This window comes from Pedobacter quisquiliarum (assembly GCF_014642175.1).
Lineage (GTDB): Bacteria > Bacteroidota > Bacteroidia > Sphingobacteriales > Sphingobacteriaceae > Pedobacter > Pedobacter quisquiliarum.
This window is the reverse complement of the sequence record NZ_BMIL01000007.1, coordinates 37,394-61,290: the sequence shown is the minus strand read 5'-3', so window position 1 is coordinate 61,290 and position 23,897 is coordinate 37,394. Positions and strand designations below refer to the sequence as shown.

Annotated in this window: 19 protein-coding genes and 1 riboswitch; of the genes, 11 read left to right on the top strand and 8 right to left on the bottom strand. The window is 47.5% G+C overall.

The annotated features are described in order from the left end of the window. Nucleotides 1-18: 18 nt before the first annotated feature. Complete coding sequence (locus IEW69_RS11230; RefSeq protein WP_188626957.1) at nt 19-1,395, top strand: sigma-54-dependent transcriptional regulator; 1,377 nt, start codon at nt 19-21, stop codon at nt 1,393-1,395. Then, nucleotides 1,392-2,753 (top strand): sensor histidine kinase, encoded by a 1,362-nt coding sequence (locus tag IEW69_RS11225; RefSeq protein WP_188626956.1) that lies wholly within the window; start codon nt 1,392-1,394, stop codon nt 2,751-2,753. The genes IEW69_RS11230 and IEW69_RS11225 overlap by 4 nt, the downstream gene beginning before the upstream one ends. Nucleotides 2,754-2,923: 170 nt before the next feature. Here the strand turns inward: IEW69_RS11225 and IEW69_RS11220 are convergent, their stop codons facing one another. Then, complete coding sequence (locus tag IEW69_RS11220) at nt 2,924-5,500, bottom strand: TonB-dependent receptor (RefSeq protein WP_188626955.1); 2,577 nt, start codon at nt 5,498-5,500, stop codon at nt 2,924-2,926. A gap of 147 nt (nt 5,501-5,647) precedes the next feature. Between IEW69_RS11220 and IEW69_RS11215 the strand changes: the two genes are divergently transcribed. Both IEW69_RS11215 and IEW69_RS11210 read left to right on the top strand, forming a co-directional pair. Next, entirely contained in the window at nt 5,648-6,712 is a 1,065-nt protein-coding gene (locus tag IEW69_RS11215; RefSeq protein ID WP_188626954.1) for a sensor histidine kinase, read from the top strand. Between the two features lie 5 nt (nt 6,713-6,717). After that, nucleotides 6,718-7,470: a LytR/AlgR family response regulator transcription factor gene (locus IEW69_RS11210; RefSeq protein WP_188626953.1), complete on the top strand. Its 753-nt coding sequence runs from the start codon at nt 6,718-6,720 to the stop codon at nt 7,468-7,470. 60 nt (nt 7,471-7,530) lie between these two features. Here the strand turns inward: IEW69_RS11210 and IEW69_RS11205 are convergent, their stop codons facing one another. From IEW69_RS11205 to bla, 3 genes are all read right to left on the bottom strand, one after another. Further along, nucleotides 7,531-8,415 carry a PfkB family carbohydrate kinase gene (locus IEW69_RS11205; protein ID WP_188626952.1) on the bottom strand — a complete coding sequence of 295 codons (885 nt, stop codon included), beginning with the start codon at nt 8,413-8,415 and terminating at the stop codon, nt 7,531-7,533. Nucleotides 8,416-8,548: 133 nt separating this feature from the next. Continuing rightward, nucleotides 8,549-9,259, bottom strand: coding sequence for a DUF421 domain-containing protein (locus IEW69_RS11200; protein WP_188626951.1), 711 nt, complete (start codon nt 9,257-9,259; stop codon nt 8,549-8,551). A 216-nt stretch (nt 9,260-9,475) separates the two neighbouring features. After that, entirely contained in the window at nt 9,476-10,204 is a 729-nt protein-coding gene (gene bla, locus IEW69_RS11195) for a subclass B1 metallo-beta-lactamase (protein ID WP_188626950.1), read from the bottom strand. 168 nt (nt 10,205-10,372) lie between these two features. Between bla and IEW69_RS11190 the strand changes: the two genes are divergently transcribed. The 5 genes from IEW69_RS11190 to IEW69_RS11170 all read left to right on the top strand — a co-directional run bounded on the left by IEW69_RS11190 (nt 10,373) and on the right by IEW69_RS11170 (nt 13,578). Then, complete coding sequence (locus IEW69_RS11190) at nt 10,373-10,735, top strand: response regulator transcription factor (protein WP_188626949.1); 363 nt, start codon at nt 10,373-10,375, stop codon at nt 10,733-10,735. 54 nt (nt 10,736-10,789) lie between these two features. Further along, on the top strand, nt 10,790-11,992 hold the full coding sequence (locus IEW69_RS11185; protein ID WP_188626948.1) for a GAF domain-containing sensor histidine kinase: 1,203 nt from the start codon (nt 10,790-10,792) through the stop codon (nt 11,990-11,992). Between the two features lie 105 nt (nt 11,993-12,097). Beyond that, complete coding sequence (locus tag IEW69_RS11180) at nt 12,098-12,613, top strand: RNA polymerase sigma factor (protein ID WP_188626947.1); 516 nt, start codon at nt 12,098-12,100, stop codon at nt 12,611-12,613. Next, nucleotides 12,603-13,205 (top strand): hypothetical protein, encoded by a 603-nt coding sequence (locus IEW69_RS11175; protein WP_188626946.1) that lies wholly within the window; start codon nt 12,603-12,605, stop codon nt 13,203-13,205. The genes IEW69_RS11180 and IEW69_RS11175 overlap by 11 nt, the downstream gene beginning before the upstream one ends. Nucleotides 13,206-13,281: 76 nt before the next feature. After that, nucleotides 13,282-13,578 carry a hypothetical protein gene (locus IEW69_RS11170; protein WP_188626945.1) on the top strand — a complete coding sequence of 99 codons (297 nt, stop codon included), beginning with the start codon at nt 13,282-13,284 and terminating at the stop codon, nt 13,576-13,578. Between the two features lies 1 nt (nt 13,579). On the opposite strand, the gene IEW69_RS11165 is transcribed toward IEW69_RS11170, so the two are convergent. Beyond that, the gene (locus IEW69_RS11165) at nt 13,580-14,032 is read right to left on the bottom strand and encodes a rhodanese-like domain-containing protein (RefSeq protein ID WP_188626944.1); all 453 of its coding nucleotides are present in this window, start codon (nt 14,030-14,032) and stop codon (nt 13,580-13,582) included. A gap of 214 nt (nt 14,033-14,246) precedes the next feature. Next, nucleotides 14,247-14,357, top strand: a riboswitch (SAM riboswitch). Between the two features lie 90 nt (nt 14,358-14,447). On the opposite strand from IEW69_RS11165, the gene metH reads away from it, so the two are divergent. Beyond that, nucleotides 14,448-18,107 (top strand): methionine synthase, encoded by a 3,660-nt coding sequence (gene metH, locus IEW69_RS11160; protein ID WP_188626943.1) that lies wholly within the window; start codon nt 14,448-14,450, stop codon nt 18,105-18,107. Nucleotides 18,108-18,126: 19 nt separating this feature from the next. Then, nucleotides 18,127-19,080: a methylenetetrahydrofolate reductase [NAD(P)H] gene (metF, locus tag IEW69_RS11155; protein ID WP_188626942.1), complete on the top strand. Its 954-nt coding sequence runs from the start codon at nt 18,127-18,129 to the stop codon at nt 19,078-19,080. 93 nt (nt 19,081-19,173) lie between these two features. Here metF and thrC read toward each other — a convergent pair whose 3' ends face one another. Genes thrC through thrA form a run of 3 tightly spaced genes read right to left on the bottom strand, consistent with a single transcriptional unit; the run spans nt 19,174 to nt 23,880 of the window. After that, nucleotides 19,174-20,481, bottom strand: coding sequence for a threonine synthase (gene thrC / locus IEW69_RS11150; RefSeq protein ID WP_188626941.1), 1,308 nt, complete (start codon nt 20,479-20,481; stop codon nt 19,174-19,176). Nucleotides 20,482-20,500: 19 nt separating this feature from the next. Continuing rightward, a complete protein-coding gene (locus IEW69_RS11145) occupies nt 20,501-21,436 on the bottom strand; it encodes a homoserine kinase (protein WP_188626940.1) in 936 nt (311 codons plus the stop codon). Further along, a complete protein-coding gene (gene thrA, locus IEW69_RS11140; protein ID WP_188626939.1) occupies nt 21,433-23,880 on the bottom strand; it encodes a bifunctional aspartate kinase/homoserine dehydrogenase I in 2,448 nt (815 codons plus the stop codon). The genes IEW69_RS11145 and thrA overlap by 4 nt, the downstream gene beginning before the upstream one ends. Nucleotides 23,881-23,897 lie beyond the last annotated feature (17 nt).

The following is a 23,897-nucleotide window of genomic DNA, read 5'->3' as shown; positions in this document are numbered from 1 at the left end:
TTGATCAAAGCTTATTATATGATTGACGCAACCGTTCTGGTCATCGATGATGACGATGATATTCTCCTCAGTGCCAGGCTGCTACTTAAGCAGCACTTCCAGCAGGTAGTCACCTGTAAATCCCCCCGGGAAATCAATGTGCTGCTTAGCCGTAATGAGGTAGACATCATTCTGCTGGACATGAATTATCAGAAAGGTTCCAGCGATGGGCGCGAAGGTTTATACTGGCTGGAGCACATCCTATCCATAGATAAAGATTACGTGGTTATCCTCATGACGGCCTACGGAAATGTTGAACTTGCCGTGCAGGCAATAAAGAAGGGTGCTACAGATTTCATCCTTAAACCCTGGGAGAACGAGAAACTCTTTGCCACACTTTCCGCAGCGGCAAAATTAAGGCATTCCAACAAGAAGGTGAACAAACTCGAGAAGCTCCATACCTCCCTGCAAACAGACATGGCACGGCGGTTTGAACACATCGTTGGTGCGTCCGAACCCATTCAGAAGCTGCAAGGTGTCTTACTGAAAGTTGCACCAACGGATGCAAACATCCTGATCCTTGGGGAAAATGGCACCGGAAAACAGGTCTTTGCCTATGAAATTCACAAGCACTCGCAGCGTAAAAACGGCGTCTTTATGCATGTTGACTTAGGTTCCCTAACAGAAAACCTCTTCGAAAGCGAACTTTTCGGCTATGCTAAAGGTGCTTTCACAGATGCGAAGGAAGATAAACCCGGCCGATTTGAAATGGCTGAAGGCGGCACCATCTTTCTGGATGAAATTGGCAACCTTAGTTTGCCTTTACAAGCCAAGCTGCTCAGTGTGATTCAGAACCGCACGGTAAACCGCCTCGGGGAAAGCAGGGAAAGGAAGATTAACGTACGACTGGTTACGGCAACGAACATGCCCCTGAGTGAAATGGTGACCAAAGGCACCTTCAGGCAGGATCTACTTTTCCGCATCAATACGGTGGAACTGCTTTTACCGCCCTTGTCTAAAAGAGGTTCCGATATCCTGCTTTTAGCAAGCCACTTCCTGCAGACTTTCAACAACAAGTATCACAGGAATATTCAAAAGTTCGATAGTAAAGCGGAAGCCCTGTTACTTCGTTACCACTGGCCGGGCAATGTGCGTGAACTACAACACGTTATTGAACGTGCGGTAATCATGACCGATGGTTTGCAGATCACGGAGGAAGATCTGCAACTTAACCCACAGAAGTTTGGCGGCAATGCCGCACCGACGGTTCAAGAGGAGATGGCTCTTGGGGATATGGAAAAGTTAATGGTACAGCGCGCTATCGAAAAACATAAAGGCAACATCTCCAGAGCAGCATCAGAACTTGGGCTTACACGTGCTGCACTCTATAGACGCATAGAAAAGTTTGACCTATGAGCTTCTTCAATAGCTTCACCTTCAGGTTGCTCCTTCGCCTGCTGATCATTAATCTGCTGGTCGCTTTATTCATCTACCTAATCCGTACGACAGAACTCTGGTTCACGATCTTTGGTGTAGGTGTTGTTCTAATCGCGGCAATCGTGTCGCTCTACTACTTCATAGACCGGATGAAAGCAGACATCAACCGCTTTATGCTTGCGGTAAAAACACAAGACAGCACCATAAACTTCAAGGCAAAGAGCCACAAGAGTAGCTTCCCGGAGCTCTACCGCTCCTTTGACGACATTATCCAGGTGCATAAAAGCATCCAGCTGGAAAAAGAATCCATGTTCCAGCTAATCAAGACCATCCTGGAACAGGTTCCTGTTGGTGTTATTGTCTTAAAGCCTGTGGAAAAGAATGTGGAAAAAGCAGAAATCGTCTTCTTCAACATGGCTGCAAGTAACCTTTTACAGGTTCCCGCTTACAAGTACTGGCACCGGCTCCAGAACCACAGGCCAGAGTTCGCCAATCAGCTGCGCGACATCATGGATGGCGGTAAGAAGTTTGTTGAGCTGAAGATCCAGGATAAACTCACGCAGTTGTCTACTGAACTCATTCCTTTAAATCTGCATAATACCGACCACATCATCATTTCCTTTCAGAATATCAAGGATGAGATCGAGCAGAAGGAATCTGAAGCCTGGAACCGCCTGATTGGAGTGATTTCCCATGAAATTCTGAACAGCATAACGCCAATCAGTTCCTTGTCCGACACGGTGAGTTCTATGGTAGAAGGCAAAGATCACCTTGATGCGGAAGCATTGGAAGATCTTAAACCCGCACTACTGACGATCAAGCGCCGTTCTGAAGGCTTGCTCGACTTTGTAAAGGACTATCGCCTCATGGCTGAATTGCCCACCCCGATACTGCAGGAGCATACCATCGGAGAAGTACTGCAACACATTAAAATACTGATGCAACCCTTCGCCTCCGGAAAGAACATAGAACTGAAGGTTGTACAGACTTCATCGAAGATCAGCTTGCGGCTGGACATAAAATTAATTGAACAAGCATTGATCAACCTGGTAACCAACAGCATTTATGCTGTAGAGAACGTTGAAGAACCAGTAATTGAGATAAGCTACCGCCTGGAAAACAGTCGTTTATACATCGATGTCATTGACAACGGGAAGGGGGTTGACAATGAACTGATGAAGAAAGTATTCATTCCGTTTTTTACCACCCGGAAGAATGGCTCGGGCATTGGACTTACCATTACCAGAAACATCATGAAGATGCACCACGGCAGCGTAGAAATACAATCCGAACCTTTTGAGCAAACGGTGTTTTCGCTGGTGTTTAAGTATCAATAAGGTTATTTAGCGGTTGATGTATGAGTAATCTTAAGTGTTCTGAAAAACTAACTTCACATTATCGAAGTTCTGACTGAGCATCCATTCTATTTAACAAAAAAGTCGGTTAGGTTCATCTTCTGATGATCCTAACCGACTTGAAGCTTATGTCAGCGTCTTTTTTTTGAGCCCTATTTTGGCCCGCCTTGTCCGCCCTGTCCACCTGCATCACCGCCCTGGATCAAGTCGTCATTGGTTACACCACGTTTCTTTCTCGGTGGCTGCGCACCATAGTTCATCTTTCCAAAATTGTACGCGAAGTTCAATCCGAAAGAACGGAACGGTACAGAGAACTTGCTGCGCTGCACTAGTGGTCCGCTGTTGATGCTAGACTCAAAGTCCTTGTAATCCTTAAACGGCTGTGTGATGTTCAGTCCAAGGGTACCACGTTTCTTGAAGATGTCCTGCTTTAAGCCAATCACCCACAGGTTAAATGATGGGTTTGTACCCTGGAAGGTTCTTCTTGCCGAGTTCTGCATCACGAAAGTTTCCGCATTTAGCGTGGAGCTTATCTTAACCGTAGCACTTACAAAAGCATTATACTGAATGTAAGTCTCCTGCTCGCCTTGCTGCAAGCTGCTGATGATCTGAGGCTTGTAAGTGAAAGCATTGATGTTACCCCTAAGCGTTAGTACTTTCCATAGTTGCGCCGAACCAAAAAGGCTGGTTCCGATGGAGTTATTTGTTCCAACATTCTGGAAGCTGCTTAATGATACATCTCTTGTTACCTCATTGCCTGCATTATCAATCGTCGTAAAAGGCACGGTAGTTACCACGCTCTCGATGATGTCTTCCGTTCTGCGGTAATAAACTGAAGCATTGATTACGGATGACTTTACAAAAGTAGAGTAGTTGAATTCTAAGGTCTGACCGATCTCCGGCGATAGTTCCGGATTACCCTGACTTTGATTCAGTGGGTCACTGGTGTTCCGGAAAGGGTTCAGGAACTGCAGACTTGGGCGCTGAATACGCTTACTATAGCTCAACTTAATGGTTTGTGTTGGCGTCAGAGATTTAGAAACAATTAAGCTTGGAATAAAATTCAGATAATCGTTTTTAAATGGCTGCAGTCCGCTGGCAGTATTACCAGAGCTACCGTCAATATTGGTGCTTTCCATACGTGCACCGGCCATCAGGGTGTAACCCTTGCTCAGCGATGCCGTTAATAAGCCGTACCCAGCATAAACATCCTGCCCATAATCATAAGCATTGGAAGTAATCGGATTTAACACATACTGTCCTGCCTCATTCGGATTAAAGAAGTCGTAATCACTCTTAATTTCCCGGATAATGGTTTTTGCGCCAGCCTCCACTTTAAACATCTTATTTATTGGAAGTACATAATCTACTTGGACCGTATACTCATTATTTGTACCCAGGTTTTCAGCGCGCTGATTTTGCGTAAAGGCAGAATATTCTGTTGCATAATCCACATCAGCAGTACCATGCGTCCATTGTGCGGCAACGCTGATTTCCTCACCTGCACGTTTAAATTTGTGCGTAAAATCATTATTCCAGTCGAAGTTCGACATGCTGTTTTCATTCCTGTTCGTCGCCGTATAGTTGATCAGTTCACCATCTCGGGAAAGGTTACTATTCGTTGTGGTACCATCATTTTTAAATGATCCACCCCTTCTACTAAAGGACGAAAGGAAACTGTTGTTATCATTAAAATCATAGCCTACGGAAGCCGAACCACTCAAAAACTGGCGGTTCGATGTGCTTTTGCCATTGGAGGAAGATTCCGTACCTAATAAAGTGTTCTTGCTCTCAAACATAGAATACGTTGTTTGTGGCCACCCAGCATTAAAACCCACATTTGCGGTAACACTCAGTTTGTTTTTATTGAAGTTGATGTTGGCATTTTCGTTATTCTGACGTGTGCCGATGCCCAGATTTACGGAACCACTTACACCAGATACTTCTTTCTTTTTGGTGATGATGTTGATGATACCTGCAGAACCTTCCGCATCATATTTCGCCGAAGGCGAGGTAATCACCTCCACGTTTTTAATCTGATCAGAAGGCATGGATTTTAATACATCCGCAGCATTTGTGGTTAGTGCACCGGAAGGTTTACCGTTGATCAGGATACGAACATTTTGGCTGCCACGAAGCGCAACGTTGCCATCCATATCCACTGATACCATCGGTACCTTACGCAGAATATCTGTCACGTTACCACCCGCGCTGGTTACGTCTTTCTCCGCATTAAATACAAGCTTGTCGATCTTGTTCTCAATCAACGCTTGCTGACCGGTGATCTGAACAGCTTCAAGCAGGTTTGCTCCGGGTGAAATGATGATGCGACCCATGTTTCTATCCAGCTTTCCTGGTGCTAAAACCAGTCCGCCAACATTCTTTACATCATAGCCAATGTAGTTCACTTGCAAGCGATACGTACCTGCAGGCACATTGGTGATTCTGAAAGCACCTTTTTCATCACTTAAACCGCCGCTGAAAGGCGTTGTTGCACCAGCTTTAAACAAACTAACTGTTGCATAATCTACCGGTTTTTTAGTTACGGAGTCGATCACGATGCCACTTACAGTGCCACCTGCTGCTGCTGCTGCCGGCTGGCCCGCTCCAGGCACCTGGGCCTGAACCGAGCCGGCCCAACTAACCGCAAAAAATAGCATCAGTAATACAAGTCCTGTTCTAAAACTTGCTACCTTAATTCTTATAATATCGTAAACATTCATCTTCATAATCATCGTGATTTGACGCAAATCAAAGGATTTAAAGGCACGTTAATTTGCATTATAGATGGTTGTACGGAAATAATCGACGGGACTGCCATTTGAATCGACGGGCGCTGTCCCGCGCCAGCGATAAATCTTACATCTTTGTTTATTATGACGACAGCATTCTCCGGCATCAGCAAAAAGCTTCCTTCCGTACACTACTTTATCATTGCAGCCTTGCTGGTGCTGACCTTCTTTCCGCTGACCTGGCCGATCCGTCTGCCCGCAGAATTCTGGATCAAACAAGTCCTGATCAATCTGATGTGGGCAGGTTTATTCTATGCCAACTTCTTTGTATTTACCCCCAAGTTGTTGTATAAACATCGATCCGGCACCTTTGTCATCCTGGTAATCGCCACCCTGTTTGCGGTCGTATTCCTGAATGACTGGCTCGACAGATCTCTGGGCGTGCCCGAAGCCATGGAAAAGATTTTCAAGAACCGGATGCACAAAGACCCGGAAAATGAAGATCATTCTGCTTCCTACATCACCATCATTATGGCCATGGTCATCTATGGCGTAAGCACCATCATCGCCATGACGAAGAAGCTGCAGCATGATCAGCTCGCTTTTCAGGCAACAGAAAAGGATAAAATCAACTCAGAACTTTCGTTGTTGAAATCCCAGATCAATCCACATTTCTTTTTCAATACCCTACACACCATTTACGCCTTAACCGACCGCAATACGAACGCGGCGAAGGATGCCATTTACACCCTATCTCACATGATGCGCTATGTGATTTATGACACCAAAACCGACCTGACTACCCTGGAAAATGAACTAAAGTTTGTAGAGGATTACATCAAGCTGATGAAGCTACGCTTATCCGGAGACGTGCAGGTGATCATTGAAAAGCAGGCCAACATGAAGAACTATGAAGTTGCCCCAATGCTACTCCTGCCTTTCATTGAGAATGCATTCAAACATGGCATCAGTGGTGTTCACCCAAGCTACGTGTATATTGACATCCGCCAATTACAAGATGCTGTGAAAGTTGAAATCAAGAACTCTACCTTTGAAGCTCGGGAACACCTGGAAGAAAGTAATGGCATCGGCCTGGCCAATACCAAACGGCGACTGGATCTGCTTTATCCAGGAAAACATACCTTGCTCGTAGATAACAATACCACCACCAGGGAATTTACCGTCGCGCTCACCATAAACTTCAATTAACAAACATGAAAATCAACTGTATTGCTGTAGATGATGAACCCTTCGCCTTGAGCCTGATCAGCTCCTATGTGGAGAAAACGCCGTTTTTAAATCTCGTGGCGGCATACAGCAATGGTGTTGAAGGTCTTAAAAGCATTCACGAAAACCCTGCGATACAATTGATCTTCCTCGACATCCGCATGGCGGATCTAAGTGGAATTGAGCTGGCACGAATTGTTGAACAAACGGGCCGCAAAAAGCACCTGCGCATTGTATTTACCACGGCATACGACCAGTATGCTTTAGAGGGTTTTAAGGTTGATGCATTGGATTACCTGCTCAAACCCTTTAACTTTGTGGATTTCTCAAGAGCCGCAACCAAAGCCTACGATTACTTCACCATGCTGGAAAACAGCATGAATACCGCACCAGCAGTCCTTCCGCCAAGCACGCCCCAAAAGAAATATCTCTATCTTAAAGTAGATTACCAGCTGCAAAAAGTAGACACCTCGGAAATCCTGTACATTGAGGGCTTGAAAGACTACGTAAAACTCTACCTGAAAGGTGAAGAAAAGCCGCTACTCACCCTTACCAGCTTAAAAAGTCTCGAAGAAAAGCTAAACGCCCCGGCCTTCCTGAGAATTCACCGCTCGTATATTGTGGGTGTGGAGCACATCAGATCCCTCACGAAGAATTCCGTTCAAATCGGACAAACGACCATTCCTGTTACCGAGCAGTACAAAGAAGGATTTGCAGAACTGCTGAAGAACTGGCTGTAAAACGAGCGCAAATTTGCAATCTTATAATCCGCACTTCCGCGACATTACACTACATTTATGCTATCGAGCTTCGCTTGAATACTGTTCTAATAAAACCTGCACATCTTCAAGCTGTCCTTGAAATGGCCCTGCAGATTCCAGCTTTAGCGTCGCCAATGCTGCTGCAAAACGTCCAGACTGCTGCTCATCGGCGCCTTTAATGCGCTGATACAGATACCCAGCCATATAGGTGTCACCGCAACCTGTAGCATCCACCAGGGTGCGTGGCGGAAACGCCGGAATGGCGTGGAATACGCCCTGACTGTAGATCATGGAGCCCTGACTGCCATTTGTGATGACAACTTCTTTCACCCCCCAGTCAGCAACTAGTGCCGCAGCGCTTTTAATATCTTCCACACCAGTCAACGTTCTCAGTTCTGTTTCATCAGCTTTGAGGATATCTACATAAGCTAAAACTTCCTGCTTTTCCGGCCAGGCGGCATGAAAAACCTTTCCGTCCTTTACCACGCGTAAATATCCCTGTACATCCATACTCACCCGGCCTTTTGCAGCAAGCGAACGGATCAGGGACACTGAAAAATCATCAGCCAATAAAGGGCCCAGATGAAAGATCTTTGCTTCCACGTCCGCTAAAGTCTCCTCGATGAAAGCATCTGCTTTCTGAGACACGTACTGCGTGCGGAAATCTGTGTTCGCCTCATAAACATTCTCAAAGCATACGGTATGTTCACTCTCCTGCACTTTTACCGCAATGTTCCGATGCTCGAGTTCTGCGACATAGCGGCTTTCGGCTTTCGCCAGCGCAGTCACCAATAAATAATTTACATCAAAACCAGCAAGTGGAAAAGAGAAATAGTAAGCAGTGCCTCCAGGCATATAGAGGGTGGTGTTTGAAGTTACTACTTTATCAGACGTGATGTGCCCTACGCAACAGATATCAACCATAGTGAAAAATATAGCTCAAAATACATCTTTTCCATGATTTACCATAAAGCGCCTAGGCACTGAGCCGAATATAAAACCTAATCGGCTCACAAATTGATTCTATTTGAGCCGATTAGTACAGCTAATCGGCTCATTACCCAATCCTTTTCCGATGAACCGCCTCTACCCAATCCAGATTCTTACAGGTTGGGCAAGGATGGTCTTCCACAGGTTGAAGTTCATACGTTCTCGCGCATTTTGCACAAGCATACAGACCGGCTTTAACGACCTTCCGGCCTTTACTTTGGTATTCATCCGGCAGGATCGGCAATCCGGGCAACACTTCATCATCTGGAAAATAAAAGACACTCAAACTTCCGGTATCTTCCAGCACGGCATATTTAACCTGTCCGAGCTGATCCACATGCTGCCCACGCAGCGTACCCAGGAATTCATCAGAGCCAAGTTCCTTTGATTTCAACTCATCCAGACACATTTTACCATCGCGAATGATGTAGATCGGCTTGCCTTCAATCATCAATTCAAACCAATCAAACTTGGTAATTAACCAGATGAGTACCCGGTAAACGGCAAGTACAAGGGCAAAGACCGCAACCGCATGCAAAAGGCCTACGTCGTCGTAAAACATGGAGTCCCCTGCCGCAGAACCCAGCGAGATGATCATGACCATCTCGAAAATCGAGAGTTGCTGCACGCCCCTTTTTCCGGTAAACTTTAGGACGACCACCACCGCAAGGAACATGAGGGGTGTTCTAAAAAGGATTTCCCAAAAGAAGGAATACTCCTGATCGCTGAATAAAATTCTATGCCAGTCGAAATCCATGATATTGCTGATTTCTACCATAAGGTAAATAGCCTGCGATTTGTTTTGATACGTACAAAGCTGCTTAGTTCAGCCAGCTGATCAAGACCAATTCAGTGACAGCCAGGTACCAGGTAGGTACCAGCTTCGCTGTCAATGCGGCCTCAACCCGGCCTCTATGCGGGGTCCATGCGGGTTGACACGCTAATGGCCGTATGAACCCCCTATTAACACCCTGAATACACCGTATTGATCAGGTTACTGGAACAAATTCCTGGTGTACTCAAGCAGCTTTATCCCGCCAACGGCACCATGTCCTGGGATAATCAGCTTCACATTTGGATAGCGGTTCCTGACGCGCTGCACCGTTCCCGGCCATGCCGCCGTATCGGCATCTTCAAGGTTGCCTTTTCCTGCGCCTTGTTCTTTAATCAGACAACCGCCAAACATAATCTTCGCCGAAGGCACATAAGCTATGATATTATCTTGGGTATGGCCAGCGCCATAATATTCAACGGATACACTTGTACGACCGGCAGTAAAGCGCAGCGACTTATCGAAGGCATGCATTGGTATGGGAAATTGCTTTTGCGCTGCCAGCTTTAACGTGAGTGCTTGTGCATAGGATGGGATGTTCTTCGCATGAAAAACATCCAGACCGGCCAGGCAATCGGCATGAAAGTGTGTTGCAACGACTGCTTTCACCTTGCTTTTTAAGGTGGATTCAATCCAACTGATCAATTCTTCCGAAGCCGCAGTGTCCGCCGGTGTATCGAATACGAGCGCCTCAGCCCCATCTACGACGATCATGCCGTTACAGGAAACTTTTCCAAAATCCTGCGTCTTCAGGAAAGAAATATGCTGATAGACGTTTTCTGCAAGCTTGCTCACCTCCAGGTTATCCGACTTATAATGCTGTGCCTTTAGGGATGAAGAGAGACTTAAAAAAGTAAAAATGAACGCGAGACTTAAAAGGGAGAATTTCATCTGCTTAAAAAATGGATTAAAGCATTATATCAACGTGTGCAAGCTATCAAAAACGGTATATTTACTTGTTTAGTATGAAAGCCTTATCCATTTTAAAAATTTCCTTTCTAAATTGCTTTAAAGTTGATACTTTGCGTAGACCTATAAACATCCTTAACCTACCTCAACATGAATAAAAGTGATATCTATATCATTGAAGACAACGAGGATATTGGATACGTGTTAACCTACTTTTTACAAGATGAAGGCTATAATGTGTCTTTGTTCCCAACTGTTGCCGATTTCACGAAGGCTTTTGAGAAAAGCTGTCCTGACCTCTTTCTGATTGACGTGATGTTACCCGACGGGAACGGCATTAACGTGTGCACCAACATCAAAGCAGATACCCGTACCGGTGAGATTCCCGTGATCCTGATGTCGGCACATGCCCCCGCAGAAATCATGAGCAAGGAGTCTTGCGCCAACGCATTTTTGAACAAGCCGTTCGACCTGCAGGTACTGCTCGGCACAATAAAGACGCACCTGCACTAGAGGTATTTATACTTGAGGGTTTATATTGCCGTTATCATAAGTTCAAAACATCCTATGGCGAACAACTCTATACCCATTCCAGAAAATGAGCTGGCAAGAATAATGACCCTTTCTAACCTGGACCTGGATTTTACGAACCTGGAAGACAGCTTTAAGGACCTCACGCTGCTGGCAACGAAGGTTACTGGCACGGAGATTTCGTTAATCAACATTGTAGATTCTTACACCCAATGGACCATTGCCAATCAGGGCATCGACTTGCAACAGATGCCCAGAGAAGATTCGGTATGCCAATACACGCTGATGTCGCAACAGCCTTTCGAGGTGAAGGACATGTCCATAGACGATCGCTTCAGCAGTAAATTCTATGTAAACAGTCCTGGAGGGTTGCGCTACTATTACGGACTGCCGCTTCAGATTGCAAAAGGCCTGAATATCGGTGCCCTGTGTGTACTGGATACGCAGGTAAAGGCCCTGAGCCCAGAAAAGATTGAGCTACTGGAAATCATTGCACAAACTGTTGTAAAACGTTTAAAGTCTATCCATGCCATGGAGCTCCTCAACGCAAAGCTGGCAGAATCTAATGCGGCCAAGAAAAAGGCTGCGCACGATATCCGTGGCCCATTGGCTGGGATCGTGGGCCTATCGGAGCTGATTTCCGATCAGGGAGCCGCGACCAATGTGCCAGAGTTAATGGAATATATTGGCATGATCAACAAGAGTGGACTGTCGCTTCTGGAACTTGCAGAAGAGATTCTCTCCGAAGATCAGCAGCAGGCGCTGGCCGATAACGAATTTAACTTACCATTGTTTAAAGAAAAACTGCTAAAGCTATATCAGCCGCAGGCTAAAGTCAAAGCCTTGGATTTTGAGGTTTATCTCGAAGCAGGCAACGAAAACGTCCCTTTTTCAAAGAACAAACTGCTGCAGATTGCCGGAAACCTGATTTCCAATGCCATTAAGTTTACGCCTGAACGCGGTAAAGTTGTGGTGAGTCTCGGCTTGGTACTTAATGCCGATGAAAAGCTCCTGAACATTACCGTGAACGATACCGGCGTTGGCATTGATGCCGATGCGGTAGAGCGGATCATCATCGGAAAAGCGGAATCTACACCGGGTACGCAAGGCGAAAAAGGCTATGGCTTTGGCTTAAGCCTGGTTTCACATCTGGTGGAAGCTCTTAATGGTAAAATAACGGTGAGCTCCAGTCCAGGCTCGGGCACCAGATTCGAAGTACTGCTGCCACAAAAACTTTAATAGCTTACATGCTGCAACGCCCCAGTTGCAGCATGGCTAATCCTTGAAAAAAAATTAACTTGTCGGCCTGTAATATTTTACAAACCCCTCCTACTAATACCGTATATGGAGAAGCCCGACGAAGAATCCTTCAATAAACTTATTGTATCTAACCGCGCAAGTATTTACCGGATATGCCGTGCATACATTTACGATGCCTCGCTTGCCGATGATCTTTACCAGGAAATCCTGTACCAGATCTGGAAAAGCATAAGGAATTTTAAAGGACATGCAAAGGTAAGCACCTGGGTGTACCGGATTGCGGTGAACACGGCAATCAGTTTCAACCTGAAAAACAAACGCCAGCAACATGAGCCACTACCAGAATTCTTTCAGGTGGCTTATGAGGATACAATGGATGAAAAGAAGGCCTCTGAGGCGAAGCTTGATCACCTACGGTACTGCATTAATCAACTTGAGCCGGCAGACAGGCTGATTATTTCGCTGGTATTGGAAGACAAAAGCTATAAAGATATTGCAGAAATCACCGGGAGTAATGCAAATCTGGTTGGCGTCAAGATCAACAGGATAAAAGGTAGATTATTAAAATTAATGACAACAAAACAGCATTATGAACTTTGATGAACTTAAAAGTAGCTGGCAGACACAGCCTTTAAACTCCGGAATGGAGATCAACGAACTCAAAGCAACCCTGGATAACAAGTGGAACAAGTACCAGCAAAGCCTGTATCGAACGAATATTTGCATGACTCTGGGCTTTCTTGCCGCCACAATCGTGATTACCTGGGTATTCTTCGCCTTTCAGGCGGAATTTGGACTGGCTTTTAAACTTAGCCTGGCGTCAACCTGCCTGCTGATGATCGTGTTCGCAGCAATCGCCTGGAGAAGTTATGACTTTAAAAAAGACCATCTGGAAGTTGCCAGCACCGACTTCATCAAATACCAGCTTCAGAAAATCAGCTGGCAGCGTAAGGTGATCAGTCAATACATCTGGATCTATATGGTTTTGCTCTGGCTGGCGGTGATGACCTATATGGTTGAGATTTTGGCACCTGCAAGCGCAACACTGAGGTACTCGGCAATTGGGATCACCACACTTTTCCTGGTGATTGTAGCCTTCAGGGACGCCAGAAAACAGAAATCACGACTGGCAAGGCTGGACGATATGACTGCTGAACTAGAGCAGCAACAAAAGATGCTGATTTCCAACTGAACTTAATTAATTGGCATCCAACAACTTCTTGGCTTGGTAATTGGGTAATCATTCCTATAAACTTAAACCAAAAGATATGGATACGATTAAGAAGTTTGATTTGATGCAGAAGATTGCGAACGAATTGATAGACCTGCAAAATTCTCAGCAAGCATTAATTCAAAAGTTGGGTAAAATAGAGGTGGACAATATCGAATTGGGTGATAAGCGTCTTGAGAAAGATCTTCCGGATATGCACCAACGTGTTTCCGATAACCTGGACACCATTAGCGGCATCCTGGAGTACTTCGACGAAAAGAAGGATAACTTCGGCGAGAAAAACAATGTGGAAGCATTGAAAGAACAACAGATTATCGACAACCTGAACATCTAGGCTATTTAGCCATAGGATAACCTTTATCGATCCAATCGGCCTTAATGCTGGTTGGGAGATTCAGGATCTTCACATTAGTATAACCCAGCTTTTGCAACATTGTAAAAGCTGGTTTTACATTAGGGCAGTGCTCAAAAGGGCAACAGCCACAGTAAATAACCACAGCACTGGCCTTAGGCTTGCCTTTCAACTCCGATCTGAGTTGTGCAAGTCCCGCTTCCTTACTCGCCGCAGCAAGTTTCTTCGCACCTTGAATATTCCCTACAAAGCCAATGTTATAAATGGCTGGCTTTGCCGCAGCTGGTTTCTTCAGCGCCGCCACCAACGTGTTGGTTTGCATAAGATACTTATCTGGCCAAACCTGCTTCTTTAGTCCCAAATTCTGCGCATTTGCGCCAAAACTGAACAATAAACAGGCGATCACATTTATGAAAAGGTATTTAATGTACTTCATGGGGGCTAATTTTAAGTAAAGATAGTACCTGTACATGGAACAGCCACCTCAGCGGTTATAATATTACTTAAAGATGCAAGTTGCCCATTTCACAGGAACTTCGATTTTCAAAATTATATTCGGACTGAAGCGCTTAGACACACCATCATTACAATTTAATTGGCCTGAAATGTGAATTTCTTGTTTTATTCTATTCTTTGTTGCATTTTTGCACTGCTTATAAAGAAAGACGGAGGGACAGACCCTGCGAAGTCTTAGCAACCTGTGCTTACAAGGTGCTACATTCTACTGGAGCCATTTCAACGCGGTACCAGAAAGATAAGTGATTCGAATCTTACCCCGGAATCTTGACTAAGCCTTTTGTATACATGCCTTTGCTATTGTTGCGAACGCAGTATGCTTAATAATCCAGAAAATGAGCATTAGAGCAGAACTCGAAAAACGCATACTTGTTATAGATGGTGCTATGGGTACCATGATCCAACGTTATCAGCTTACAGAAGCTGATTTCAGAGGTGAAAGATTTAAAGATCACCCTTGTGATCTGAAAGGAAATAACGACTTACTAAACCTTACCCGCCCTGACGTGATCAAGGCCATCCACCTGGAATACCTTCAGGCAGGAGCGGACATCATTGAAACCAATACTTTCAGCACGCAAAGGATTTCCATGGCCGACTACCAGATGGAAGATCTTTCTTATGAATTGAGCTATGAAGGCGCGCGGGTAGCCAAAGATACCGTGCTGGAGTTTATGGCGGACAATCCTGACCGCAGGTGTTTTGTGGCCGGCGCAATTGGTCCGACAAACCGGACGCTTTCTATGTCGCCCGACGTGAACGACCCGGGCTACCGTGCCATCTACTTCGATGAACTTGAAGCCGCTTATACGGAGCAGGTCCGCGGACTGGTTGATGGCGGTGCCGATGTGCTACTGATTGAAACCATCTTTGATACGCTGAATGCGAAAGCAGCCATCGTGGCGATTAAGAAATATGAACACGAGATTGGCCGCAAACTGGAGATCATGATCTCGGGAACCATTACGGATGCTTCCGGCAGGACCTTATCCGGGCAAACTGCAGAAGCATTCCTGAACTCGGTAGCGCATGCAAAGCCACTTAGCATCGGCTTCAACTGTGCTTTGGGTGCAAAAGAAATGCGCCCGCACATTGAAGAGCTATCTGCGAAAGCAGCCTGCTACATCTCCGCTTACCCGAATGCCGGTTTGCCCAATGAGTTTGGCGCCTATGATGAGCAACCCCATGAAACCGCACATTTGGTGGAAGATTTTATTGACCATGGTTTTGTGAACATTGTGGGTGGCTGTTGTGGCACCACGCCGGATCACATCCGGTGTATCGCTGCTAAGGCTAAACATGTTAAGCCACGGAAGATTCCTGCGGTAGAGACACATTTGCGCCTCAGCGGGCTGGAGCCTGTAACCATAAAGCCAGACAGCATCTTCGTGAACATTGGCGAGCGAACCAACATCACGGGCTCTCCCAAGTTCTCCAAGTTAATTCTTGGAGGTGATTACGAAGCTGCACTAAGCGTGGCACGGCAGCAGGTAGAAGGTGGTGCGCAAATCATCGATGTGAACATGGATGAAGGTATGCTGGACTCCGAGGGGGCAATGACCAAGTTCCTGAACCTCATTGCCTCTGAACCGGATATCTCTAAACTGCCCATCATGATCGACTCCTCCAAATGGACGGTTATTGAAGCGGGTTTAAAGTGTATTCAAGGAAAGGGGATCGTAAACTCGATCTCCTTGAAAGAAGGTGAAGAGAAGTTTAAGGAAAGTGCCAGAAAGATCATGCAGTATGGCGCAGCCGTGGTGGTAATGGCCTTCGATGAGAAAGGGCAGGCGGATAATCTGGAGCGCAGGATAGAGATTTGTCAGCGTTCCTATGATATTCTGGTAAATGAAGTCGGCTTCTACCCTGCCGACATCATCTTCGACCCGAACATTCTAACCGTTGCGACGGGACTGGAAGAACATAATAACTATGCAGTTGATTTTATCAATGCAACACGCTGGATTAAAGAAAACTTGCCCCATGCACATGTAAGTGGTGGAGTTTCCAACATATCCTTTTCTTTCCGTGGGAACAACACGGTGCGGGAAGCCATGCACTCGGCATTCCTGTACCATGCCATCAAGGCAGGCCTGGACATGGGGATTGTAAACGCGGGAATGCTGGAGGTCTATGAAGCCATTCCACCGGTACTGCTGGAGCTGGTGGAAGATGTACTCTTCAACCGCCGCGACGACGCCACGGAACGCCTCGTGGAATATGCAGATACGATTAAAAGTAAAGGCAAGGAAGTGGTGCGCGACGAAGCCTGGCGCAAGGGCAGCGTAGCGGAACGGCTGTCGCACGCCCTGGTAAAAGGTATTATAGAATACCTGGATGACGACGTGGAAGAAGCGCGGCAGCAATTTGCCAAGCCTATCGAGGTGATTGAAGGTCCTTTGATGGACGGCATGAACATCGTGGGCGACCTTTTTGGCGCAGGAAAAATGTTCCTACCACAGGTTGTAAAATCTGCGCGGGTGATGAAAAAGGCGGTTGCTTACCTACTGCCTTTCATTGAAAAGGAAAAGCTCGACAACCCAGATGGCAATCAGCGTTCCTCTGCCGGCCGGGTATTGATGGCCACGGTGAAAGGCGACGTTCATGATATTGGAAAAAACATTGTGGGTGTGGTACTTGCCTGCAACAACTTTGAAGTCGTGGATATGGGGGTGATGGTACCTGCACAGGATATCATCAAGAAAGCCCGCGAGATCAACGCAGACATCATTGGCTTAAGTGGTTTAATTACCCCTTCCCTGGATGAAATGGTCCATTTCGCGAAAGAGATGGAGCGGGAAGGTTTTACCATGCCTTTGATCATCGGCGGGGCAACAACTTCGAGAATCCACGTCGCCGTGAAAGTGGCACCACATTATTCAGGTCCTACAATCCACGTGCTTGATGCTTCGAGAAGTGTTACGGTCTGCAGCTCCCTGTTGAGTCAGCAGCATAAAGAAACCTACATCAGCGGCATCCGTGCGGAATACGAGAAAGCAAGGATCGCCCATTTAAATAAGAAATCTGACAAACGCTTCAAGGACATCGAAGAAGCGCGAGCGCAGAAATTCCAGATCGATCTGTCTAAGGTTGCACCAAAACCCACATTTCTGGGCACCAGGGTGATCCATGATTTCCCGCTGGAAGAACTTGTACCTTATATCGACTGGACGCCGTTCTTCCACACCTGGGAGTTGAGGGGCAGCTTCCCTAAGATCTTCGAAGATGCTTACGTGGGTGAGGTTGCCAAAAAGCTCTATGCGGATGCACAGATCATGCTGGAGCAGATCGTGTCCGAGAAGCTGCTGAAAGCAAAAGCGGTGATTGGCTTCTGGCCTGCGAGTGCCATTGGCGACGACATCCGCCTGGATGTGGATGGCAGCCCGGTTACCATTCACACTTTACGCCAGCAGGGCGAGAAGGTGGCCGGAGACCCATACTATGCACTTTCTGATTTTATTGCGCCGCAGGAAGCTGGCCTGGAAGACTACTTCGGTGGATTTGCGCTGACCGCAGGTCTAGGCTGTGATGAGCTGGTTGCCGAATACGAGCGCAACCATGATGATTACAACAGCATCCTGGTGAAGGCCCTTGCAGACCGGCTAGCAGAAGCTTTCGCAGAGAAAATGCATGAACTAGTGCGTACCGAATACTGGGGCTATGCGCCGCAGGAAAAGTTCAGCAATGAAGAATTGATCAAAGAGAAATACGTCGGCATCCGCCCGGCACCAGGCTATCCGGCTTGCCCGGATCATACCGAAAAGGAGACGCTCTTCGCCCTGCTTGATGCAGAAGCACAAATCGGGTTGAAGATCACGGAAAGTTATGCCATGTACCCCACAGCCGCGGTAAGTGGCTTCTACTTCTCACACCCGGAATCCAGGTATTTCGGACTGGGTAAGATCGAAAAGGACCAGGTTGCCGATTACGCTGTTCGTAAAGGCATGTCGCTGGAAGAAGCGGAACGCTGGCTGGGACCAAATTTAGCCTACTAATCACACCATCACGACGTAAATGAAAATCACCGAACATATAAGCAAAGCCGCAGGCAAGACTTTATTTTCTTTTGAACTACTTCCGCCAATTAAAGGGAAAAGCATCAACGACATCTACAATGCGATCGATCCTTTGATGGAATTCAATCCGCCATTCATAGATGTAACCTACCACAGGGAAGATTATATTTATAAGCAGCACGACAGCGGACTGCTGGAGAAACTCACCTACCGCAAGCGGCCAGGGACAGTCGCCATCTGTGCAGCAATCATGAACCGCTACAAGGTAGATGCCGTGCCGCATTTAATTTGCGGGGGTTTTACCAAGGAGGAAACAGAAAATGCGCTAATCGATCTTCAGTTCCTGGGCATTGATAACGTGCTGGTGCTACGTGGAGATGCACGCCATGCGGATGCGCATTTCGTGCCAACACCGGGCGGCCATGCTTACGCCACCGAACTGCTGAACCAGGTCATCGAGATGAATAACGGCAAGTACCTCTACGAAGATCATTCCGCCTTTAAGACCGAGTTCTGCGTAGGTGTTGCAGGTTACCCAGAGAAACACTTCGAATCCCCAAACATGAAGACGGACTTCAAGTACCTAAAGCAAAAGGTAGATATGGGCGCTGAATTCATTGTGACCCAGATGTTCTTCGATAACCAGAAGTATGTAGATTTCGTGCGGTGCTGCCGCGAAAACGGAATCAACGTACCGATCATTCCGGGACTAAAGCCAATTACTGCTTCCAAGCAGTTGATTAGCCTGCCGAAAATCTTCCACATCGACCTGCCGGAAGATCTAAGTGAAGCCATATCAGACTGCAAGAATGAGGCTGCGGTAAAAGAACTCGGCATAGAATGGATGATTGCCCAATGTAAAGAGCTGATGGCACTTGGCGCACCCGTTTTGCATTTCTACACCATGAGTAATCCCGAGCCAACCAGAAAGATTGCACAGGCCATATTCTAGCGTAATTTACTTGTTATAAATTTAAGCGCCTGCAGGGAAGCTTTGTATTTCGGTACATGCTTCTCTGCAGGCGCTTTAAGTTTAATCAGATTTTTAGCGCGCCATTAAATACGCTTTAAACTGCGGAAAACTGACCGGCATAGCGGTGGATTGCCGCGGTTTATCTTTCATCACTTTTACTTCTTCCGGCACCACAACCTTTGAGGCGATGTCCTCTGGCAGTGCGTCCGGGAATTTGCAGGGATGCGCGGTAGACAAGAAAACGCATACCGCATCCGAATCCGAGTTTTCTGCCTTATAAGCTTTTGTAGCAAGCCATGCAACGGCCGTATGCGGGCAGGCAATGTATCCATGCAGCTCATGTAGTCTCCTGATGGCGTCAATGGTTTCGTCATCTGTGAAGCGGTATCCTTTTAGCACCTGCTTTAACGCCTCGGCATCTCCCTTAAAGAGCTCCATAATGCGCACCCAATTGCTTGGCGCACCAACATCCATGGCATTTGAGTAGGTTTGCACAGACGGCCGTGTTTCATAAACACCCGTTTCGAGGAATCGCGGAACAGTATCATTGGCGTTCGTCGCAGCGATGAACTGCTCCACAGGCAAGCCCATACGTTGGGCAAGCAAGCCGGCGGCGATATTGCCGAAATTGCCGCTTGGTACCGCAACCACCATCTTTTCAATCCCCTGTCGCCGCAGCTGCGAATAAGCATTGAAATAGTAGAAAGTCTGTGGGATGAGCCTGGCGATGTTAATGGAATTGGCCGAAGTTAAGCGATGCCTGGCATTAAGTTCTGCATCCGCAAAAGCTTCCTTTACCAATTGCTGGCAGTCATCGAACGTACCCGCGATTTCCAGCACCTGAATGTTCTGGCCATTGGTGCAGAGCTGCAGCTCCTGAATCTCACTGACCTTCCCTTTGGGGAACAGGATGGTCACCCGCGTATTCGGCACGCCCAGGAAGCCAAGCGCTACAGCCCCTCCCGTATCCCCGGAAGTGGCCACAAGCACGTCCAGCAGCTGCTCCCCTTCCCGGAGGAAGTACGACATCACCCGGCTCATGAACCGCGCCCCGAAATCCTTGAAGGCCAGCGAAGGGCCGTGGAAAAGCTCCAGCACCTGGGTATGTTTATCAAGTGGCTTTAGCGGTGCCTCGAAGGATATGGCATCGTCAATGATAGCCTTCAAATCTTCGGCAGGCATAGCATCACCAATCAGAGCGCTTGCTACTTCGAAGGCGATTTCCGGCAGGCTATACTGCCCGATGTTGTCCAGGAAAGCCTGGCTCAAGCGGGGAATCTCTGCGGGCATATACAAGCCTTTGTCCAAAGGCATGCTGTTGAAAACAGCAGTCTTGAAATCCACCAGCTGTTCAGGGTTGTTGGTACTATATAATTTCATGGTTTAAGGTTAGGTTGGTTTAGGAGATGACTTTTGGTCCTTCGCTGTTCACCTGAGACACGAAGGCCAGGCTCTTGATGCCGCTGGTTTTTAACCGGGTTTGCAGTAGCGCCGTAACCTGCGCGGCGGTTTCTTGCGATTTGCAGAGTGCGAACACGGAAGGTCCGGAGCCAGAAATCCCGAAGCTTATGGCGCCGTTTGCCATTGCCAAATCGCGCATCACGTAGAAGTCGGGGATCAGAATCGAACGGATGGGTTCAATAAGCACATCCTGCATGCTCCTGCCGATCAGGTCGTAGTCTTTCATGAACAACCCTGCAACCAAACCTGCGACGTTACCCATCTGCGTAACGGCATCTTTCAGCAGTACTTTACTGCGGATCATGGCACGCGCGTCTTTGGTAGGCACGTCCACCTCGGGGTACACCACCGCAGCATAAAGTGCTTCCGGGAATGGCAACCGCAGAATGTCCAGCGGTTCGTAACTGCGGATCAGCACAAAGCCTCCAAGCAGTGCCGGCGCCACATTGTCGGCATGCCCGTAACCGCAGGCCAGCTCCTCCCCCTTCATCGCAAAGGGAATGAGGTCATGGTTGCTCAGCAAGCCATCCATCAGCGTGTTGATGGCGAATAACCCAGCCACGGTACTTGCCGAGCTGGAGCCCAGGCCACTGCCGATGGGCATCTTTTTGTGCAGCTCAATTTCAAGTCCGAGCTCAGGCTGCCCGATATGATTAAGGTAATGCTGTACACTCGAACTCACGGTATTTTTCTTTGGATCCAGGGGCAGCTTACCCTCATCACCTGTAATTTTTGTGATGCGAATACCAGGGCTGGAAGTCCTGCGCATGATCACTTCATCCCCCGGCGCGTTGATTGCAAAACCAAGGACGTCAAACCCGCAGACCACATTGGCGACCGTCGCGGGTGCAAAGACTTTTACAGAAGCGCTCATCGTTTACCAATGTTTATGATGTCCGCAAATACACCAGCAGCAGTAACTTCTGCGCCAGCACCAGGTCCTTTAACCACCATCGGTCGCTGCGAATAGCGGTTTGTGGTGAAAGAAATGATGTTATCACTGCCCGACATCATGTAAAAAGGGTGACTTTCATCTACGCTCTGCAGGGTAATTTCTACTTTACCGTGCTCCAGCTTTCCAATATAGCGCAGCACCTTGCCTGCTGCTTCTGCCTGCGACTTCAAATTTTCAAAGTAACTTGCGTTAGCCTCAAGGGAAGTGTAGAATTCCGCAACTGTAGTTGCCGCCATGCATGCCGCCGGCAGCATATTTTCAATACTCACATCCGAGGATTCCATCGGGTGCCCGGCGTCCCGCGCCAGGATCAGCATCTTACGCATGAAATCTTTCCCATTCAGATCATCACGTGGATCGGGTTCTGTATACCCTTTTTCCTGCGCTTCACGCACCACATCATGGAACTTTCGGTCGCCCCTGAAGTTGTTAAAAATGTAAGAGATCGTCCCCGAAAGGATGGCCTCTATTCGGCTGATCTTGTCGCCACTTAACATCAGGTCGCGCAGTGTTCTGATGATCGGCAACCCTGCCCCCACATTCGTCTCATAGTAGAAATCCACGCCGGCCGTGCGGGCCGCCTTCTTAAAAGCCTGGTACTGGCTGTAATCCCCGGAGTTACCGATCTTATTGCAAGTCACCACCGAGATGCTCGATTTCAGCACCTGCTCATAAAACTGCACGGGCTCCGCACTGGCAGTGTTGTCTACAAACACGCAGTTCGGCAGGTTCATGGCGCGCATGCGCTTGACGAAATGCTGCAGATCCGCTTTCTCGGAGTAGGTTTCAAGTGTCTCTTCCCAGCTGGACAAGTCGATCCCCTCCATGCTCAGGTGCATCTTTCTGCTGTTGCTGATGCCCATTACTTTCACCTCCAGGTCGTTATGTTGCGCGAGGTAAGGCATCTGACTGTGCAGCTGGCTGAATAGCGTTTTCCCAATATTACCTGTGCCCAGACAGAACACATGCAGTGTTTTTTTAAGCTGCGAGAAGAAGGCATCATGTACCGCATTCACCGCTTTGGACAGGTCCTCTTTGGAAAGAATCACAGAGATGTTGTACTCGGAAGAGCCCTGCGCAATCGCGCGCACATTCACCCCGTTACGGCCAAGCGCATTAAACAACCTGGCACTCATGCCCGGCGTGTGGCGCATGTTTTCACCAACAATGGCGATTACGGAAAGGTTACTTTCCAGGCTCGGATACTCCAGTTTGTTCGTCTGCAGTTCCAGTTCAAACTCCTTATTAATCATCTGCAATGCATTCACCGCATCGTCAGGTTTCACCGCAAAAGTAATGCTGTGCTCAGATGAAGATTGCGTAATCAGAATAACGTTGATCTGCTCGCGCGAAAGCAGCGAAAACAACCTGCCGCTGAAGCCGGATTTACCGACCATGCCACTACCAGAAAGATTGAGGATGGTCACGTCGTTTATTGATGATATCCCTTTGATCGGAAGATCTGAAGGCTGGGTATCCGGCCGGATATAAGTACCCTCAAAAGCAGGGTTGAAGGTATTCTTAATGACGATAGGTATCTTCTTCAGGAATGCCGGGGTCATGGTCGGCGGATAAACCACCTTGGCACCAAAATACGAAAGTTCCATGGCTTCGGTGTAGCTGAGCTCCTTTAGCGGGAAAGCCTTTTCCACGATCCGCGGATCGGCGGTAAGCATCCCATCAACGTCGGTCCAGATCTGAATCTCGCTTGCAGCAAGTGCCGAGCCCCAGATGGCAGCGGTATAGTCGCTTCCACCCCTGCCGAGCGTTGTAATACGGCCATCATCTGTACTGGCGATGAAGCCTGTAACAAACAATAAAGACGCCTGATGAAGGTTGTAGAAATTCTGAATCAGCAGGTCTGATAAGGCCGTGTTCACCCTGGCGTTCCCAAACGCCGCATCTGTCTTGATGTACTCCGAGCCATCAACCGCCAGTACATCTTTAAAATGCTGGCGTGCCAGATGTGAGATGGTGAAAGTGGAGCAACGCTCGCCGAAGCTGAGAATCAGATCGCGGGTTTGCGGGCTCAGCTCTTTCAGCACGGAAACGGATTGTAGAATATCCTCCAGCTGGTTAAAATAGATGGTCAGCTTGCTGAACACCGGGTTCTGGGCCGCAGCGGGCAGCAATGCACGGACCACGTCGAAATGCCGGTTCTCAATGCTCTTCAGCTCCGCGGAATAATCCTGCTCTTGCCTGGCTTTCTCTGCGATGTCAATCAGCTGGTTGGTCACACCACTAAATGCAGAGAGCACCACAATGGGATTTCCTTGCGGCAGTTCGCTTTCAAGAATGCTCATCAAGGCCTTGATGCTTGCTATGGAACCGACCGAAGTACCTCCAAATTTTAAAATCTTCATGTTTGTTTCAGGTTAAA

Coding starts and splice junctions, on each gene's coding strand:
- IEW69_RS11225 (WP_188626956.1), top strand. CDS start 1,392: ATGAGCTTCTTCAATAGCTTCACCTTCAGGTTGCTCCTTCGCCTGCTG.
- IEW69_RS11220 (WP_188626955.1), bottom strand. CDS start 5,500: ATGAAGATGAATGTTTACGATATTATAAGAATTAAGGTAGCAAGTTTT.
- IEW69_RS11230 (WP_188626957.1), top strand. CDS start 19: ATGATTGACGCAACCGTTCTGGTCATCGATGATGACGATGATATTCTC.
- IEW69_RS11210 (WP_188626953.1), top strand. CDS start 6,718: ATGAAAATCAACTGTATTGCTGTAGATGATGAACCCTTCGCCTTGAGC.
- IEW69_RS11165 (WP_188626944.1), bottom strand. CDS start 14,032: ATGAAGTACATTAAATACCTTTTCATAAATGTGATCGCCTGTTTATTG.
- IEW69_RS11145 (WP_188626940.1), bottom strand. CDS start 21,436: ATGAGCGCTTCTGTAAAAGTCTTTGCACCCGCGACGGTCGCCAATGTG.
- bla (WP_188626950.1), bottom strand. CDS start 10,204: ATGAAATTCTCCCTTTTAAGTCTCGCGTTCATTTTTACTTTTTTAAGT.
- IEW69_RS11170 (WP_188626945.1), top strand. CDS start 13,282: ATGGATACGATTAAGAAGTTTGATTTGATGCAGAAGATTGCGAACGAA.
- metF (WP_188626942.1), top strand. CDS start 18,127: ATGAAAATCACCGAACATATAAGCAAAGCCGCAGGCAAGACTTTATTT.
- IEW69_RS11175 (WP_188626946.1), top strand. CDS start 12,603: ATGAACTTTGATGAACTTAAAAGTAGCTGGCAGACACAGCCTTTAAAC.
- IEW69_RS11215 (WP_188626954.1), top strand. CDS start 5,648: ATGACGACAGCATTCTCCGGCATCAGCAAAAAGCTTCCTTCCGTACAC.
- metH (WP_188626943.1), top strand. CDS start 14,448: ATGAGCATTAGAGCAGAACTCGAAAAACGCATACTTGTTATAGATGGT.
- IEW69_RS11190 (WP_188626949.1), top strand. CDS start 10,373: ATGAATAAAAGTGATATCTATATCATTGAAGACAACGAGGATATTGGA.
- IEW69_RS11185 (WP_188626948.1), top strand. CDS start 10,790: ATGGCGAACAACTCTATACCCATTCCAGAAAATGAGCTGGCAAGAATA.
- IEW69_RS11205 (WP_188626952.1), bottom strand. CDS start 8,415: ATGGTTGATATCTGTTGCGTAGGGCACATCACGTCTGATAAAGTAGTA.
- thrC (WP_188626941.1), bottom strand. CDS start 20,481: ATGAAATTATATAGTACCAACAACCCTGAACAGCTGGTGGATTTCAAG.
- thrA (WP_188626939.1), bottom strand. CDS start 23,880: ATGAAGATTTTAAAATTTGGAGGTACTTCGGTCGGTTCCATAGCAAGC.
- IEW69_RS11180 (WP_188626947.1), top strand. CDS start 12,098: ATGGAGAAGCCCGACGAAGAATCCTTCAATAAACTTATTGTATCTAAC.
- IEW69_RS11200 (WP_188626951.1), bottom strand. CDS start 9,259: ATGGTAGAAATCAGCAATATCATGGATTTCGACTGGCATAGAATTTTA.